The organism is Methylophaga sp. UBA2689, from assembly GCA_002354555.1.
GTDB lineage: Bacteria > Pseudomonadota > Gammaproteobacteria > Nitrosococcales > Methylophagaceae > Methylophaga.
The window spans coordinates 10,660-28,673 of record DELT01000099.1; the positions used below are offsets into that span (position 1 = coordinate 10,660).

Annotated in this window: 11 protein-coding genes and 2 tRNA genes; 10 read left to right on the plus strand and 3 right to left on the minus strand. The window is 41.5% G+C overall.

Annotated features, from left to right (window positions below; translation table 11 throughout):
• The 3 genes from rnr to B3M51_RS12285 form a co-directional block, all read left to right on the plus strand.
• Positions 1 to 2,022, plus strand: a 2,022-nt coding sequence (rnr, locus tag B3M51_RS12275) for a ribonuclease R (RefSeq protein ID WP_292759581.1), incomplete at its 5' end; no start/stop codon positions are given.
• 186 nt (positions 2,023 to 2,208) lie between these two features.
• Positions 2,209 to 2,284, plus strand: a tRNA-His gene (locus B3M51_RS12280).
• 123 nt (positions 2,285 to 2,407) lie between these two features.
• Positions 2,408 to 2,483 (plus strand) — tRNA-Thr (locus B3M51_RS12285).
• Between the two features lie 459 nt (positions 2,484 to 2,942).
• Here the strand turns inward: B3M51_RS12285 and B3M51_RS12290 are convergent.
• Positions 2,943 to 5,009 carry a putative bifunctional diguanylate cyclase/phosphodiesterase gene (locus B3M51_RS12290; protein WP_292759583.1) on the minus strand — a complete coding sequence of 689 codons (2,067 nt, stop codon included), beginning with the start codon at positions 5,007 to 5,009 and terminating at the stop codon, positions 2,943 to 2,945.
• Positions 5,010 to 5,045: 36 nt separating this feature from the next.
• On the minus strand, positions 5,046 to 6,626 hold the full coding sequence (locus B3M51_RS12295; protein WP_292759585.1) for a methyl-accepting chemotaxis protein: 1,581 nt from the start codon (positions 6,624 to 6,626) through the stop codon (positions 5,046 to 5,048).
• 82 nt (positions 6,627 to 6,708) lie between these two features.
• On the opposite strand from B3M51_RS12295, the gene B3M51_RS12300 reads away from it, so the two are divergent.
• The 7 genes from B3M51_RS12300 (at position 6,709) to B3M51_RS12330 (ending at position 16,557) form a co-directional block, all read left to right on the plus strand.
• Entirely contained in the window at positions 6,709 to 7,593 is an 885-nt protein-coding gene (locus tag B3M51_RS12300) for a LysR family transcriptional regulator (RefSeq protein ID WP_292759587.1), read from the plus strand.
• Positions 7,594 to 8,074: 481 nt separating this feature from the next.
• Complete coding sequence (locus B3M51_RS12305) at positions 8,075 to 10,795, plus strand: sensor domain-containing diguanylate cyclase (RefSeq protein WP_292759589.1); 2,721 nt, start codon at positions 8,075 to 8,077, stop codon at positions 10,793 to 10,795.
• Between the two features lie 148 nt (positions 10,796 to 10,943).
• A complete protein-coding gene (gene gdhA, locus B3M51_RS12310; protein WP_292759591.1) occupies positions 10,944 to 12,296 on the plus strand; it encodes an NADP-specific glutamate dehydrogenase in 1,353 nt (450 codons plus the stop codon).
• A 45-nt stretch (positions 12,297 to 12,341) separates the two neighbouring features.
• Positions 12,342 to 13,007 (plus strand): methylamine utilization protein, encoded by a 666-nt coding sequence (locus tag B3M51_RS12315; RefSeq protein ID WP_292759593.1) that lies wholly within the window; start codon positions 12,342 to 12,344, stop codon positions 13,005 to 13,007.
• Positions 12,988 to 15,339: a bifunctional diguanylate cyclase/phosphodiesterase gene (locus B3M51_RS12320; RefSeq protein ID WP_292759595.1), complete on the plus strand. Its 2,352-nt coding sequence runs from the start codon at positions 12,988 to 12,990 to the stop codon at positions 15,337 to 15,339. Before B3M51_RS12315 ends, B3M51_RS12320 begins: the two co-directional genes overlap by 20 nt.
• Positions 15,299 to 16,129, plus strand: a complete 831-nt coding sequence (locus tag B3M51_RS12325) for a DUF3034 family protein (protein ID WP_292479487.1) — start codon at positions 15,299 to 15,301, stop codon at positions 16,127 to 16,129. The genes B3M51_RS12320 and B3M51_RS12325 overlap by 41 nt, the downstream gene beginning before the upstream one ends.
• Positions 16,129 to 16,557, plus strand: coding sequence for a group I truncated hemoglobin (locus tag B3M51_RS12330; protein ID WP_292479488.1), 429 nt, complete (start codon positions 16,129 to 16,131; stop codon positions 16,555 to 16,557). Before B3M51_RS12325 ends, B3M51_RS12330 begins: the two co-directional genes overlap by 1 nt.
• On the opposite strand, the gene B3M51_RS12335 is transcribed toward B3M51_RS12330, so the two are convergent.
• Positions 16,552 to 17,997 carry a sensor domain-containing diguanylate cyclase gene (locus B3M51_RS12335; protein ID WP_292759598.1) on the minus strand — a complete coding sequence of 482 codons (1,446 nt, stop codon included), beginning with the start codon at positions 17,995 to 17,997 and terminating at the stop codon, positions 16,552 to 16,554. The genes B3M51_RS12330 and B3M51_RS12335 overlap by 6 nt on opposite strands.
• Between the last annotated feature and the right edge of the window lie 17 nt (positions 17,998 to 18,014).

Here is an 18,014-nt window from a genome sequence, read left to right on the forward strand (position 1 = left end):
ATCAAAGGGGAAGAACAAACCGAGGCACTTCGTCGCCGTCTGCGCGCCATGGAGCGTGACGGACAAATCCTGCGTAATCGCAAAAATGCTTACGGCATTGTCTCTAAAATGAATCTGGTCAGTGGCCGCGTAATGGGGCATCCTGAAGGCTTTGGCTTTTTAATTCCTGATGAAGGCGGTGAGGATTTATTTCTCAGCGAACGTGAAATGCGAGTTGTTTTGCATGGTGATCGTGCGTTAGCTCGTGTCAGCGGTACCGATCGCCGGGGACGTAGAGAAGGCGCGATTGTTGAAATAGTTAAACGTGCCAACCAGACTGTGGTCGGTCGGTTGCAGGAAGACGCCGGTCTTTATTATCTAATTCCGCATAACCGTCGCATCAGTCAGGATATTATGATTCCTGTTCCCGACTTAATGGATGCCAAAGACGGACAAATTGTCGAAGCAGAAATTACTGAACATCCGAATAAGCATCGCTCGCCTTTAGGCAAAATTGTTACTGTATTAGGCGACCATATGGCGCCCGGTATGGAAATCGATATTGCACTTCGCAGCTTTGAACTGCCGCATGTCTGGTCTCCAAAAGCGTTGGCTCAGGCTGAAAGTTTTGGTGAAACCATTCCTCAGGATGCTATTCATGATCGTCTGGACTTACGCGAATTGCCGCTGGTCACAATAGATGGTTCAGATGCGCGTGACTTTGACGATGCAGTTTATGCAGAAAAACTGGACTCAGGTAACTGGCGTTTGTGGGTGGCTATTGCTGACGTTTCCTATTACGTGAAACCTGAAGATAATCTCGATAAAGATGCCCAGGAACGCGCCACTTCAGTGTACTTTCCAAGTCAGGTCATTCCGATGTTGCCTGAAGCATTATCCAATGGCTTGTGTTCATTAAATCCAGAGGTTGATCGTTTATGCATGGCCTGCGAAATGATCATCAATCAGGACGGTGAAATTGAATCCTACAAATTTCACCAAGCAGTAATGAACTCCAAGGCACGGCTGATTTACGAACAGGTTGCCAGCATCTTGCAAGAAAATGATAGCGAATTACGCAATCAATATGCCCATGTACTTCCGGGGCTGGAAACCATGTATGAATTGTTTCATGTCATGCTCAAAGCACGCGAAAAACGTGGGGCAATTGATTTTGAAATGACCGAAACACAATTTATGTTTGATGAGAATCGGAAAATTTCCTCAATCGAACCTCGTCAACGTAATGATGCCCATCGGTTAATTGAAGAATTCATGATTGCGGCCAACGTCGCAGCAGCAAAATATTTGCTCGCCAGCAAACTGCCGGTTTTATACCGTGTTCATGAAGTGCCATCGGTTGAAAAACTATCTGCCTTACGTGAATTTTTAGGTGAGTTAGGATTGTTTTTAGGTGGTGGAGATGAGCCTGAGCCCGGCCACTATGCCTCTTTATTGAAAACAGTCAGCAAACGCCCTGATGGACATTTGTTGCAAACAGTTATGTTACGCAGTATGAAACAAGCGGTTTATTCTCCTGAAAATGTGGGTCACTTTGGGCTGGGTCTCGAAGCTTATGCACATTTCACGTCACCGATTCGACGCTATCCGGATTTGTTAGTGCATCGTGCGATCAAGCATGCTATTACTAAACAGAAAAAGGCCACCTGGCATTATTCGGAAGAAGCCATGGTGCAACTTGGTGAACATTGTTCAATGGCCAGCCGTAGAGCTGATGAAGCAACGCGTGATGTTGCTGACTGGCTCAAGTGTGAATACATGCGTGATCGTGTTGGTGAAGTTCATGAAGGTGTTATCAGCGGTGTGACTGGTTTTGGTTTATTCGTGGAACTGAGTGATATCTACATTGAAGGTCTGGTTCATGTCACTGCACTGAAAAATGATTACTATCAGTTTGATGCCAGCGGCCATCGCTTAATGGGTGAAAAATCACGCAAATCCTATCGTCTGGGCGATTCCATTAAAGTTAAAGTGGTACGAGTAGACCTGGATGAAAAGAAAATCGATCTGGATCTGGCATAACATAGATTGTTTATTTAGAGTTACCACTGTGGTTAGTTTAAAATTACCAGCTCAGTGGTGGTTTTGAATGATAAACGGGCCCCGGGGCTCAATTTCCCTTGACCAGAAAAATAAAGGCAGTACAATTGTCGACTTCCTGAAGGTCACCCAGCTAATTTCGAGTGATTTTCTGAATAGATTTCTGTGGTGAGTGTAGCTCAGTTGGTAGAGCCCCGGATTGTGATTCCGGTGGTCGTGGGTTCGAGCCCCATCACTCACCCCACTTTTTGAAATCGACTATTTACCTCATCACATTGAAAGTAAATAACCGATTCAGCATTATTTTTTTAACAGGTGATTCAGGCTTGCATGCCCCCCACACTGTTTGTATAATGCGCCTCTTGTTGCCGGTGTAGCTCAGTTGGTAGAGCAACTGATTTGTAATCAGTGGGTCGTAGGTTCAAGTCCTATCTCCGGCTCCATATATATAACAAAGCCTCAGAAGTTTTTAGCTTCGGAGGCTTTTTTATTTGTTTACTACATTTGAGATTTTCCTTCTCTTACTACCAAGTTTTTATTGTATTTGTAGCTTCAGAAAATCCAATGGGGCGTCTTTTTTCAGCACTGACAGTCTCTGCTCATGAGTTTTAAGTTTTAGAGAGTGGAGTTAAATCCAATTAAACTTAGCGAAACATGAGAAACTTTTGCCTTTAACATCAACGGTGTTAACACATCCCAGTCATGGTATTCGTGCAATTGTGACATCATCTGCTTCGAATAACTGACATTTTCTCTTTGCATCACAGGTTGACTCTGGAATTTTGTTTGGCTGTTCAATTATCCGAACTTGGTTACCAACCAACGGTATGCTGGGCAACAGACTTTTTCCTTACATGATTACTATCATATAAATTTACAGTGGTTATTAGAGATGTTTATCTCTAACGTAAATTATTTACTAAATTAATCAGATTTTTATAACCTTCTTCTATCTCTTCGAATGCAATCATTGCCGACGTTATGTCACCACACTGATGCAGAACATGTGTATTAGCGATTGAGTTTAATAGCGTTGTATAGTGGTTTTCCAATTGCCCCAGCAGGTGTGCTTCGATAAATTGAATGCTCTTTGCCTTTTTCAACCAAAATCCGCAATGACTATGTGCTGAGACAATTAATGGAAAATTACTATTGGTTTTAGCGTGGATATTGTTTTTTAAAAATTCATGCTCTATTTCGAGAAAATGTATAAATAATCTGAGTTGGGAAGTTTTTAAGGAATCATTTTTCTTATTTTCAATAACAATCAGTTCTTGTATGGAAAAATTGCAAGCCCATTCCAATACACTTTCTGCTGGCATTGGTCGCGCGATAGCATAACCCTGTGCAATTTTACACCCCATACATAAAAGAATCTGAGCGTGTTTAAACGACTCAACGCCTTCAGCAATAACTTCGATGTTAAATGAGTTGGCAAGAGAAATGACACTTTCGACAATTTTATAGTCATCTGCATCATTGAGCATATTCCGAACAAAAGATTGATCTATCTTGATAGTTTTTATGGGAAGTGTTCTTATGTGGCTAAGCGAAGAATATCCTGTTCCAAAATCATCCAAAGCCATTGAGATATCTAATTTTTCCTTACATTCAGCAATAACAGTCTGAATTGAAGATAATTCATCAAGCGCATGGCTCTCCAGTATTTCAATTTGAAAAAAACTCAAATCAAGTCCGGGAAACTCATTACATATTATCTCCAGACTTTTTATAAATGAGCTTCTTGCAAGATGATAAGCAGACAGATTGACACTTACACGTAGTTTTAATCCATAGTTATGCCAAGTCGAAAGACATTTCAAAGCTTCTTTTATCACATACTGTCCCAGCAAAACCTCGACATCGGACTCATTTATTGAAGGCAAAAACTCAATTGGCGATAAAAGACCCTTTGAAGGATGCTGCCAACGGACCAACGCTTCAAAACCAATTATTTCGCCGGATGTCATATCTATCTTGGGCTGAAAGAACAATCGCAACTGCTCTTCGTTTATCGCTGATAAGACTTCAACATGGCTGAAAGAACTTTTTGAGACTTCTTTTACTTTTTCAGTATCTCCATACATTAAAAATGCTGATTTACCTGCATTTTTTATCTGATAAAGAGTTTGATCAGCGTGTTCAATCAGAGAATCCAGAGATCCTTTATCGAAAGGATACAGCGTGTAGCCAATCGAAGCCCCTATATATATTTTATGTCCATCAACAAGATCATAAGGTTGACTCACTGTATTTAATAGTTTTTGGAGTATTCCATCACAATCCGACCGGCTATGAATCTCACTCAATAAAATGACAAACTCATCACCGCCATATCTCGATATTGTATCTTCCTGTCTAAGCTGGGATTTTATTCTATCGGCCAACTCAACCAGAAGCTGATCTCCAATGTTATGGCCATAAGTATCATTTACTGGTTTGAAGTCATCCAGGTCCAAAAAGCAAACCGCCAACATTTCATGATTTCGATTTGCTTTAGCAACAGCCTGATTAAACCGATCTCCCAGCAAGTGCCTGTTAGGTAACCCGGTAAGTGCATCGTAATGGGCTAATTTTTCAAGACTTGTGTGATGTTCTTTCATTTTGGTTATATCAGACATCATTCCCAAATAATGCACAGTGTCAGTACCCGGTATGTTGACTTTATTTACACTTAAAAGCTCTGCATAGAAAGTTCCGTCTTTTTTTCTATTCCATACTTCACCTTCCCAACGCCCATTTTCTTCAATAGTCAGCCACATGTCCTTATAAAAGTTTTTATCCTGCCGACCGGAGCTTAGAATACTCGGGTTGTTTCCAATCAATTCTTGTTCTGTAAAACCGCTTATCCGACAAAAAGCATCATTACAAACAAGAATGCGAGCTTTATCATCGGTAATAATCATGCCTTCCTGAGCCTTGTTAAATAGCTCCATCAACAGAAAATCTAGATTGCTTAAATCAAACATAATTTACTCCAAACTACTTAATCCCTCGTTTTATGCTTATGAATTAGTTTGTTTGGCCCAAAATTGAGCGGCCAGGGATTCAAAGTTTGTTGTTAAGGACATCATGTGTGAACTGATGGAAACAGTGTTATCTGCCTCTCTGACGTTATTGCCCGACGAATCTCTTATGTTATGAATACTCTTACTAATTTCTTCAGCCACGGCACTCTGTTGCTCAACTGCAGAAGCGATTTGTGTGGTCATATCATTAATTTTCTGGATCACATCCAGAATATTTGCAAAAGAACTGACTGTATCCTGATTATGACCGACACAGGTATCTGCCTGTTTCAACCCCTCATTCATCGCCTTAACAGCGGTAGAGGAATTATTTTGAAGCTTCTCAACCATCACGCGAATCTCTTCTGTAGAAGTTCGTGTTCTACTGGCAAGGGAGCGAACTTCATCGGCAACCACAGCAAATCCGCGTCCAGCATCGCCCGCTCTTGCTGCCTCAATTGCAGCATTTAAAGCGAGTAAATTGGTTTGCTCAGAAATTTCATTGATTACGTCCAGCACAATGGCAATATCGTTACTGCTTTTTTCCAGTGCTTTGATCGTTTCTGATGCTTGCTCGACACCGCCTCGCAATGTCTGCATCAAATCAACGCTAATTTGCACCACCTTCTTGCCATTTTCAACTTCCTCAACCCCTTTATTGGCTATTAAAGTACTGTTTTGAGCATTCCTCGAAACCTCCTGAATACTCGCAGACATTTCGTTTATTGCCGCTGCAATCTGTTCTGTCTCATTGAATTGTTGCTCGGCATATCCTTTTGAAGCTTTAATAGCCCCACCTAAAGTATAAGTATTTGAGCCCATTGTAGCGGCGCTGTCGGCAACACGACCGATTAAACCTGCTGTTTCAGACTCGAGAAACTTCATGGCCAGTGCAATATCACCAAGCTCATCACGCCTTCCACTATAGACATATCTGGCCACAGGATCATGTATGGTTTTACGCGCATTGGTAACAATGACTTTTAAGGGTGATAGCAGGATATAAACCCCACCTAGTGAAACACTGATACACAAAAGTGAAATGAGAGTAATGAATAACCAGCTTTGAAGTAACAGGCTTGCTAAAATCTGGATCATCATTGGCAGAACTATTAATGCAGCAATTTTGAAAATTATAGATAGAGAGTTTTTAAGTTCTGCAGTCTTTTTCCCTGTGCGAAGCTTTTCGTAAATTCGGGAAGCACGATCCACATGTTCTCTTTTGGGCTTTCTTCTTATTGACTGGTATTCCCGTGTTCCATCGTCTTTTGTTATCGGGGTAACGTAGGCATCAACCCAGTAGTGATTTCCATTTTTGCAACGATTTTTGACCATTCCCATCCAGGACTTATCAGATTTAACTTTTCCCCACAAAGCAGCAAAGGCAGCAGGTGGCATATCGGGATGCCTTACTACATTATGATTTTTGCCTACCAATTCCTCTTCAGTAAAACCACTAATATCAACAAAGTCCTGATTGACATAAGTAATAATTCCCTTACTATTTGTAGTGGTAAGTATATTTGCATCACTTTTGTATGATTCTTCTACTTGTGTAACTGGTTCGTTAATCTTCATAACTTTTGGCCTTTAGCGTGGAAAGCATATTTAACTACTCGCAAGGCTATATTTAGTTTAAACAATAGGTCTAATACCAAAAATGAATCAACGTATAACAAAAAACTATCAGTTCAACTATGACCTGAAACAGTTACGGGCTTTTCTTGAAGTTGCTAAAGTAAAAAGCTTTAGTAAAGCAGCAGAGAATTTGTTTATTTCTCAACCGGCAATTTCAAGAAAAATTTCTCAGCTTGAGGAGGCATTGAACTGCCAACTTTTCATTAGAGAAAACAATACCGTTACATTAACACCAGCAGGCGAAGAACTTAGAAATAAATTACCTAAGATTTTTGACAATCTAACAGGCATAACTGAGTCACTCAACTCTCTAACAATATATAACAAATTAAAAATAGGTTATACATGTGCTGCAATGAGTAGTTTTTTACCCAACTTGATACGCAAAACTACAGATAAACTTCCAGGATATGAATTAATTTTTTCTGAAGACAATACAACAGGGTTAATTAATAAGGTACTTGAAAATAATATCCATTGCGCATTTATTATGGCGCAACCAAAACACGAAAACCTGATAACAATAAATATCCGGTCCGAATCCATGGGCTTGATGATACCGGATAATCATCCTCTTAATTCACTGAATGAAATACCACTTGAATTACTCAAGCAGGAAACGATAATTCTTTTTCCCAGACCTCAAAACCCCAGCTTATATGACCATATACTGGAACATTTTCATAACAAAAAATTTATGCCAAAAGCTATAAGAGAGGCGGATAGTTGCAATGCAATATTTGGTTTTGTTGCTGCGGAAACTGGTGTTGCCTTTATAGCAGAATCGATGGCAGGACTTTGCATGAAAGGTACGATTTATAAGCCAATTTCTCAACCGGGTCCTGAAATTAAATTCAGCTTCATATCCAATAAATTTTTTCTTGAAGACTGGCATTTAACTTTTTAACGTTTAATTTCTGAAAACTATTGTGACGATTCTTCTTTCTACCAAAACCAGATAGATACATCCTTTATCATTCAGAATAACCTTTAACCTTAAACTAATATTTGTTCAGTATAGAAGGATGTTAAATATAAATAGTTTTTTCAAAATAAAAACGGCTACTATTATTAAAATAAATTGAATAAAAATTACAATTTAAAAATCTAAATTAATTACATTTTTTTATAACAACCAAATTTTCATATTTATTTAAAAAACTAAATCATTAAACACATATCACCAAATCAAATATAGCGACGATTATTTCAGTTAATTATTTATAAGCAAAAAAGCCCAATCTACCACTTTTGGGTTATTAGCAGCGATAAGTATCAATAGCATTACCTCAGATAAGTATTAACCTTGTAATATATGCAAATATTTTTTAAGGGAAAAATGTAGTATGGCATCTGTCACATGTTGACGGCTGGCTGCATGTAAATAAATGAAGAAAGCTATTTATTTGTATTGTGATATAAAAAAAAGTATTTCCAAACTGCCACTATTGTTTATACCTTTTTTGGTGATAGTGGTAGGTTCTGGTTTTTCCTTGGCACAATATCATCAAGTTAAAAGCCGTAATCAGCAGGTGATCGCTGATCGCTTTGCTATATCGTTTAACGAAATCACCCAAAGCATTACTGAAAAAGTCCGCAGCTACGAACAGATGTTACGGGCGACTCAGGGATTATTTGAATCCTCAAAAATTATTACCCGCTCAGAATTCCGAAATTACGCTGAAAAACTCCGGCTGGAAGCTTTTTATCCCGGGATTCAGGGATTGGGATATGTACCACTGATCACACCTGAAGAAAAATCTGCTCATATCGAAATGGTCCGTCAATCAGGATTTCCTGACTACAACATTTATCCTGAAGGTGAACGGCAAGTTTATACAAGCATTTTGTATCTTGAACCATTTGAGACACGTAATCTTCGGGCGTTTGGTTTTGATATGTATTCTGAAACCACACGGCGTGCGGCCATGATGGAAGCGCTTCAAAGTGGCAACACCGCGCTCTCTGGAGGGGTAAAACTTGTTCAGGACAATCCCGAAGAACCCGTAACGGGATTGCTTATGTACCTGCCATTATTTGAATCAAATGCCTCTGAAAAAATCCATACTGGCTGGGTTTATGCTGTATTTCGAATAAATGACGTGATCAATGCTTCATTAACGCAAAATGGCATATTTAGCCATATGCAGATAACAGATGTGACCGATGGCACGCAGGATGTGCTGTTTCAGTCCAGTCAATTTCAAACTAATACTTTTGAATTAAGTGAGACATATACTCTGGCAGGTCGGCAGTGGAAAGTAACCGCCTATCCCGATAAAGCATTCATAAAAGCCTTCGAAAAACAGTCAGCAACTGCATTGTTTTTTTTAGAATTGTTAATGACATTTTTAATTGCTTTTATATTCTGGTTATTAGCAAGTGGTCGTGTAAGAGCAGAAAACAGGGCAAACGAAATAACCCAATCCCTGAAAGAAAAGCACTTAAAGCTGCAGCTGGCAACAGATACCGCTGGCATGGGTACCTGGGAATGGAATTTTCAGCGCCAGATAGTGTTAGTAGATGAGCATCAATTAAGCATTTTTGGCGAGAAGGAACATGCCAATCAGTCTCTTAGTCTCGAAGACTGGTTTTCCCGATTTGAAGAAACTGATCGTCAGCGGGTGGAAATGGCATTTGAGCGAAGCAAAGCAAATGGTGATGATCTCAATATTCAGGCTTTGGTACAGGCTGGTAACGAGACCCGAATGGTACAACTCAAGACGGCCATTAATTTCGAGGCTTCAGGCCTGGCAACAGGCATGATAGGTATTTGTTTTGATATTACTGACAGCTGGCTTTATCAGACACAACTTGAACAAACTGAAGCACGTTGGAAACATGCGCTGGAAGGTAGTGGCGAAGGCGTATGGGACTGGTCAATTATCGATGACAAAGTGCTTTTTTCGGAAAAACTGATTTCCATGCTGGGATATACACCAGATGAATTTTCTCCTCATGTCAGCGAATGGTCAGATCGTATTCATCCAGATGATCGTCAACAGGTATTCAGCGATATTGATGCGTTGCTGGATGGCAGCCAACCTGAGTACCGAAATGAACACCGTATGCTGTGTAAAGATGGTAGCTGGAAATGGATTCTGGATCGTGGCACGGTGGTTGACCGTGATGAGCAGGGCAATCCACTCAGAGCTATTGGTACTCATACCGACATCAGTGGACGAAAAGCAATCGAAATCAATCTGCGTATCAGTGAAGAACGCTTCCGTAATGCCTTTGATACAGCTGCTATCGGGATGGCACTGGTTGGTCTGGATGGGAGCTGGCTGGAGGCAAACCCAGCCTGTTGCGAAATGCTTGGTTACAGCGAAGGTGAATTATTACAAATGACCTTTATGGATGTGACACATCCTGAAGATCTCGATGTCGATAAACATTTTGTCGATCAGCTTATTGCCGGTGAAATTGATCACTATCAGATGGAAAAGCGTTATATATGCAAAAATCATCAACTAATTGATGTATTACTCAGCGTCTCGGTGGTTCATGACATAAATGGGGATCTGCTGCATTTTGTCTCACAAATAGAAGATATTACCGCCAGAAAACACGAACATGAATTAATGCGAAAAATGGCGCTTTATGATGCCTTGACCGGCTTACCAAATCGCCGTTTGTTTGACGAGCGGATGAATCAGGCAATACTCGGTGCAAAACGAAATAAACATCCGCTGGCCCTGATGTTTATTGATGTCGATCATTTTAAGCAAATCAATGATACCTACGGGCATGATGTTGGGGATCAAGTGATAAAACGCGTAGCAGAAACCATGCTGTCAGCATTAAGAGCGACGGATACACTTGCTCGATTTGGTGGTGATGAATTCGTCGTCTTACTGAACAAAGTAAGTTCTCCCGAAGCTGCGGTAAAAGTGGCTGAACACTTGCGCAAGAGTCTGGAAAACCACCTTGTATTTGGGGATATTCGGTTATTGATCACTTTGAGTATCGGCATTGCAGCCTACTTACCCGAAACGAATGAAACTCCCCTTCAGCTTATGAAAAAGGCCGATATGGCGCTTTATGATGTCAAAGCTCGTGGCCGTGATGGTGTCGGTATATTCCAGACGGGTGGATTTGAAAAATAATAACTCAATATTTGTAAATAAAATCAGTATGTTTTCATTCCGCCATCAATTCAAGTGGTGAACCAGTAACAATTTGCTTAGTCTGATAAAAAGCATTACTTCTGTTAGATTGTATATTTGCATTATCAGGTTAAACAAAGAGGTTTGAATGTCCTATATTGAGGTGACGATGAAGAAGCTGCAACGAAGCAGCCCAAGTCAGCCAGAGTTTTATCAAGCTACCGAAGAAATTCTCCAATCTATATGCCCTTTGCTGGACAGAAATCCTCAGTATCTACAACAAAATATCATCGAACGCATAGTTGAACCGGAACGCCAGATTATGTTCAGAGTTGTCTGGCAAGATGATGACGGTAACGTCCAGGTTAACAAAGGCTATCGAGTTCAGTTCAACTCCGCACTGGGCCCCTATAAAGGTGGTATCCGCTTTCATCCTTCAGTCACTGCCAGTACCGTTAAATTTCTGGGCTTTGAGCAGATATTTAAAAATGCATTGACTGGTTTATCACTCGGTGGAGGCAAAGGTGGCTCAGACTTTGATCCCAAAAATCGATCAGATAACGAAATTATGCGTTTCTGTCAGGCATTTATGAACGAGTTGCAACGGCATATTGGTGCGACCATCGATGTACCCGCAGGCGACATTGGCGTGGGTAAGCGTGAGATTGGCTATCTGTTTGGACAATACAAACGTTTGAATCGTCACTTTGAAGGAGTACTGACAGGAAAATCGCTGAATTGGGGGGGATCACTTGTTCGCCCTGAAGCCACAGGCTACGGCTTAGTCTATTTCACAGAAAATATGCTGCAAGCCAATGATGATTGTCTCGATGGCAAAAAATGCCTGGTATCAGGGGCAGGAAATGTGGCGATACATACTATTGAAAAACTCTATCAATGTGGTGCACTGCCAATAAGCTGCTCTGACAGCACCGGTACCATTTATCACGAAAAAGGTATTGATTTAATTCTGCTGAGGGAATTAAAAGAGGATCAAAATTGCTCTTTGGCGAAATACCTGGAATCACACCCTGACGCTGAGTTTACACCTATCAAACAGTATCCTGAAGGTGGTCATGCGGTATGGCGTATTAAAGCAGATGCTGCTTTTCCGTGCGCGACCCAGAATGAATTATCGGCAGCTGATGCCGTTGCACTGTGCAAAAATGGTATTAGCTGCATTGCTGAAGGCGCCAATATGCCCTGCACTGCTGAAGCACAGGCACATATTATTGCGGCAGGGATTCATTATGCTCCAGCCAAAGCTGCCAATGCCGGCGGCGTCGCCACCAGCCAGCTCGAAATGGCGCAAAATGCCAGTATGATGCAATGGTCGTTTGCTGACGTGGATCAACGTTTGCAAATTATCATGAAAGATATCTATCAACGCTGTGCAGAGACTGCCATTGAATTTCATCAACCCTGCAATCTTATGCTGGGGGCAAATATCGCGGGATTCCGAAAAGTTGCGGATGCGATGCTGGAACAGGGATTGGTGTAACCTCAGTTACATCTATCGATAAAGACTAATATTCGGAATACAATTTTGAAATTCACAAACCTATTAATTGTGAGCATAGGCCTCGCCACATTAACTCAGACATTAACAGCCAGAGCAGAGTCCATTTCTTTGAAAATAGTTGATCAACAACAACAGGCTGTTTCCAGTGCGGTAATTGAGGTATTGAGTTCGCCCGAAAGCTTTGGTCAAGTAGATTCAATCAATGTTATCGATCAGATAGATAAGATGTTTGTCCCTGAGCAAATTGTTATTCAACAAGGTCAGGCAGTTGATTTTCCCAATAGCGACAATATACGCCATCACGTTTATTCATTTTCTGAAGCTAAAACGTTTGAACTCAAGCTCTATGCCGACAAACCGGAAAAGCCAATCCAATTTGAAAAGCCCGGTGTGGTTGTAGTGGGCTGTAACATTCACGACACAATGATTGGCTACATTTATATCGCACAACACCAAACGGTTGTGACGTCCTCTGATCAAGGTTACGCAAAATTTAATGCAACCGAGCAGAATCCCCGGATAAGTGTCTGGCATCCCTATACGACTGATGGTGCCGAAAGTCGTCAGTATTTTGAAATAGATCAGCTTGAACAAAATGATAAAGGTGAGCACATAGTCCAGTTGGACATTGCGCCCCCACCTCCGCGTGAGTCATTTGAGGATACCTTTGGTGCGCCTGGGCATCACTAAATTACGCACGCAAATTCTGCTATTTGCGCTTTCACTGGTTCTGGTGACCACAATGGTCATTCAGGCTATTTCGTGGTGGTCTGCCAACCAGTTTAATCAGCAACAGATTCAGCAAAATACCATTAAGGCTGAAAATATTCTGCGTCAATACATTCGCTCAACAGAAAAAAATCTGGTGAATTCGGCACAGGTACTGACGGCAGACTTTGGTTTTAAACAAGCGGTGGCTTCCGGCGACAAAGATACTATCGCCAGCGTATTAATGAATCATGGTGCACGAATCAATGCTGATTTAATGTTGTTGACGGATCTATCCGGTAAGCTGATCTCCAGTAGTCATTCGATCATTAACGATGAGGCCCTACTGAGCTATGTAGTTAAAGATTTACTGGAAAAACCTGCCATTGCTCATATTGTGATGCTGGACGACCGGGTTTATGAGCTCATCCTGTTACCAATAATGGCCCCCAGAACCATTGCCTATACGTTAGTAGGATTTGAGCTGAATCAGACAAACCTTAATGAGCTCAAACAACTCACCGGTCTGGACATAACCCTGCTTAAACATTCAGTTCCGGTTTATTCCACACTGGAAAATATTTCAAATGATTCAGAATTTATAGAGACGATAAATTCAGCTCACACAGAATGGTTTTGGATGGAAAGACCTACATTTATCAATTCTGATTTTATGCCAGTGACCACCAGCATAAACCCTGTCAGCATTCTTTTATCAGCTGACTTAAGACCCACCTATCAACAATATGATGAGATGTCTGGGCGCATCATCCTGATAGTCTTATTGGTGATGTTGGTTTCCATCATCATCAGCACCATCATTGCACATACCTTAACCACCCCGCTCGCTAAACTGGTCGGCATCGCCAACCAGTTTGCCAAAGGAAATTACGATGCCTGGCAGGAACCCGGCCAGGCCAGTAGTGAAATCCGTGATTTAGCTGCTGCCCTCAGAACCATGGGGTCAGAAGTTAAACAGCGTGAACAGGTTGTGACATGGCAGGCCAGACATGATGCATTGACCGGTTTATTCAATATCCACACCATGCGAAGCACACTTTCAGCAACAATGCAGGAATATGGTCAATGTATTGTAGTGGCGACGTATATTCAAAATTTCCGACAGATAAATGATCGGCTTGGGCCTGAAGTTGCCGATGCCTGCCTCACTGTTCTGGCTCAACGACTTAACCAGTTTGCTACAGCTGGAGAAAAAACCAATGCACGTCTGGAAGGAATCGAGTTTCTATCCGTTATTCAATTGCTGCCTGGACAAAGTCCTAAACAGGTTGTTGAAGCATTGCTTAATAACCTGGATAAGCCCTTTCAAATTGGTAATATCAGTTTAAGCGCTCATTTTTATGCTGGGGTGTGTTGCTATCCAGCCGATGGATATGACAGTAAAACGATGCTTCGTCGAGTCAGAATTGCTGCTGATCATGCTCGCCTGAATCGTACAACCATACATGTCTATATGCCCGGTGAAGACGAAAATCATCTAGAAGAATTAAGCCTTATTGAAGCGCTTCAAGCACTGTTGAGACAACCGACTAATATTGAATTATTTTTAAACTTCCAGCCTAAGGTTGAGCTTAAAAATGGCAAAATGGAAACCGTAGAAACTCTTATACGCTGGCATCGTCCAGGCTTAGGCCGAGTTGCACCTGATAAATTTATCGGCTTGGCCGAACAGTCCGGTCTGATCGTTGAGTTAACCCACTGGGTTATCAAACAGACACTCAAGCAGTTAAGCGATTGGCGGGAAAATGGATTGGCATTAAATGCTGCCATTAATGTGTCGGCAGAGGATTTGGCGCATCCGGATTTTTGTCAATTTCTGGACACACAGATTGAGTTTTACAATATTCCCGCCAGCTCGGTCACGATCGAGATCACCGAACGCGATATCATGTACGATGAAGCGCTGGGTATCGAGGTACTTAAAACCTTAAAAAAATCCGGCTATATGATTGCTGTAGATGATTACGGAATAGGTCAGTCATCATTATCGAAATTAAAAATCCTACCTGTCGATGAACTCAAACTGGATATGAGTTTTATTCGCAATCTCGATAGTTCTACAACGGATCAAAAAATTGTTCGATCCACTATCTATCTGGCCCATTCATTGGGGTTAAAGGTGGTGGCTGAAGGTGTTGAAAATGCTGCGACCTACTCTATTCTGCTGGAAATGGGCTGTGATAGTGTTCAAGGCTATTTAATAAGTAAACCTCGGGATGCTGAAGATCTCGTTGCTTGGTTAGGTGAAAATAATGCGACTTATTCTTTTTCTGCTGACAGTATCACTCACTAGTCAGCTTTTCGCCGCAGATGGCAAGTTGATCGCCACGCCCGGCATTTCCCAAATTGAAGGGACCGGCGGTGGCGGTTTTGTACCGTGGGCTCAATTAGCCGGTTATGGCAGTCGAGATGAAATAGCCGCCAATGTATTTTGTAGTGGTGCGAATGTGGATGACTATGATTTACGTGTCTGCGGCGCTCAGGCGACTTTCTATGACCGAATTGAATTCTCAGTTGCCAAGCAAAAATTTCATGTTGATGCCTTAGACCTCGATATCAAACAACGTGTATTGGGTGTCAAAGCCAGACTTTATGGCGATATTGTCTATAGTCAATTTCCGCAGATAAGCCTGGGGATCCAGCATAAAAAACTTGACGATCCTACTGTCGCCTATTTGTTGGGCGCAGATGATGATTCCGGAACCGATATTTATCTGGCTGCCAGTAAACTGCATCTTGGTGCAATTGCCGGGTATAACTGGCTATGGAATGTAACGGCCCGTTCTACAGAAGCCAATCAGACCGGCTTATTAGGTTTTGGTGATGCAGCACATGGAAGTCAGCGTGAAATTGTCCTTGAAGCATCCACAGCTATACTATTTGGTCGCCATTTAGCCCTTGGTGTTGAATATCGCCAAAAACCCGATAATCTTGCTTTAAAAGAAGATGACTGGTCTAACGTGTTTGTGGCCTGGTTTCCCAATAAGGTTATAAGTGTCACGGCCGCCTGGCTTGATCTGGGTGAAATTGCTGGCGCCAAAAACCAGAAAGGGGCTTATTTTTCTGTGACAGGTTACTTTTGATGTTAGCGAAATTCCAATATAGCTTTTTGATGGCTTGCTGCCTGATATTAACCGCTTGTGCTAGTACTTCAGAATCCACGCTCTACAATAAACTGGGTGGTGAGCAAGGTGTGAATAATATTGTTGAAAACCTCATCCAGCAAATTGGTCAGGATGAGCAGATTTTCCATTATTTCGCCGAAGCCCGCGTCAGCCGATTCCGTGAAAATCTCATCGAACACTTTTGTGCGATCTCTGACGGCCCCTGCCAATATACCGGTGACAATATGGCCGATATCCATACTGGTATGAATATCAATGAAAGCGATTTTAATCATTTGGTGGATTTATTGATTAATGCCATGGATGCTGAAGGAATACCTCACCGTGTTCAAAATCAGCTGCTTGCTCGTCTGGCACCATTGCGTGAAAACATTATCTATCTATGATTCAACTTTATCGTCAATATCAGATTCTACAACCGGAAAAGCAGGAACATGGGTAAAAATCACCTGATTACGGCCATGATTCTTTGCTTTATATAACGCCGTATCGGCCGTATGCAAAATCACATCCATCGGTGGCACAGCCTCTTCAGGCCGTAGCAGGCAAACACCACAACTCATCGTCACCGGAATTAACCGGGAACCACTCGGGATGGGATCATCCGCTATAACTGATCTTAATCTTTCAAAAGATGCTGTTGCCTCTTCAGGTTTTAATTGCAAAGCGACCAAAAACTCTTCCCCTCCAAAGCGTCCCAATACATCATAGCTTCGCAAAGTGGATTTCAGGCGTTTTGCAAAGCGGCGCAGTACCTCGTCGCCTGCAGCATGACCATAGGTATCATTTATCTTTTTGAAATTATCTATATCGCATAATGCGACGCAATAAATTTTATCACTACGAGTTGAGCGTGCGAGTTCTTCAGTGATTCGTTCGATAGCAGCATGACGATTAAGAATGGACGTTAAATGATCATGAGTTGCTCGGTAAATCAAATCCTTGTATAGATGAGAAAGTGGATTTGCCAGACGTCTGGCCAGCAAAGTGCTGAGCACCACACTGATTATCACAATAAATAACGTTAAACCCAGCAGAGAATAATTCAGTCGATCAAAAACCTGATAAAAAATGGATAAATCTGCCAACAAAAATAATTGTATTTGCTGGTCATTAACGCTTTTTAACTTGACCTCTTCCAATAAGAATTGGGATCTTTGCCACCACAAATCAGGCACATTCGTTTTTTGTAGAAGACGGTCGAACTCAGCTTTATGAATTTGCAGGGTAGTTAAAAAGAAATCTGTCTGGTTAGATTCAAACACAATATCCAACCCGGTTTTGAGCTTTAATTCTTCCAGTAAGGGTGCATTTATTTCAAACGCGATAATACTGATAGCGACTTGATGCGGTGCATTGATGGGTAAGCTGAATAAACGATACAAACGATTATTTATTTCCACAAACTGACCCTGCTGGCTGATGCCATTAAACGCCAGCCAATTGATATCGGCCATATCAGAAAGTGGGAAATCCAATTCATTCGCTGCAATCAGCTCACCATTATCACTGACCACCAACATCAAATCTGCCTGAATCCGTCCAGCATGGTTAGTAAGCATGCTGGTAATGGTAGGAACATCATTGGTCGCAACAGCTTGTCTGAAACCAAAATCCTGGATAATAACTCTGGTTGCGTAACGTAGATTCGTCTCACGGCTGTCAATGTACTGATGCAGAAAATAGGAGGCATTTGCCACCTGTTCATGAATTTGCTGCTGATTATGTTTATGAATAAACCAACCATGGCTCAGCTGCATGGCAAACGCCGTCAGTAAAATAAGACTGACACAAAGTAGAATCACCCTGGTTCGGATGCTATTCATCTAAAAGTAGTTTCCAT

Coding starts and splice junctions, on each gene's coding strand:
- B3M51_RS12290 (WP_292759583.1), bottom strand. CDS start 5,009: ATGTTTGATTTAAGCAATCTAGATTTTCTGTTGATGGAGCTATTTAAC.
- B3M51_RS12295 (WP_292759585.1), bottom strand. CDS start 6,626: ATGAAGATTAACGAACCAGTTACACAAGTAGAAGAATCATACAAAAGT.
- B3M51_RS12300 (WP_292759587.1), top strand. CDS start 6,709: ATGAATCAACGTATAACAAAAAACTATCAGTTCAACTATGACCTGAAA.
- B3M51_RS12305 (WP_292759589.1), top strand. CDS start 8,075: ATGAAGAAAGCTATTTATTTGTATTGTGATATAAAAAAAAGTATTTCC.
- gdhA (WP_292759591.1), top strand. CDS start 10,944: ATGTCCTATATTGAGGTGACGATGAAGAAGCTGCAACGAAGCAGCCCA.
- B3M51_RS12325 (WP_292479487.1), top strand. CDS start 15,299: ATGCGACTTATTCTTTTTCTGCTGACAGTATCACTCACTAGTCAGCTT.
- B3M51_RS12330 (WP_292479488.1), top strand. CDS start 16,129: ATGTTAGCGAAATTCCAATATAGCTTTTTGATGGCTTGCTGCCTGATA.
- B3M51_RS12335 (WP_292759598.1), bottom strand. CDS start 17,997: ATGAATAGCATCCGAACCAGGGTGATTCTACTTTGTGTCAGTCTTATT.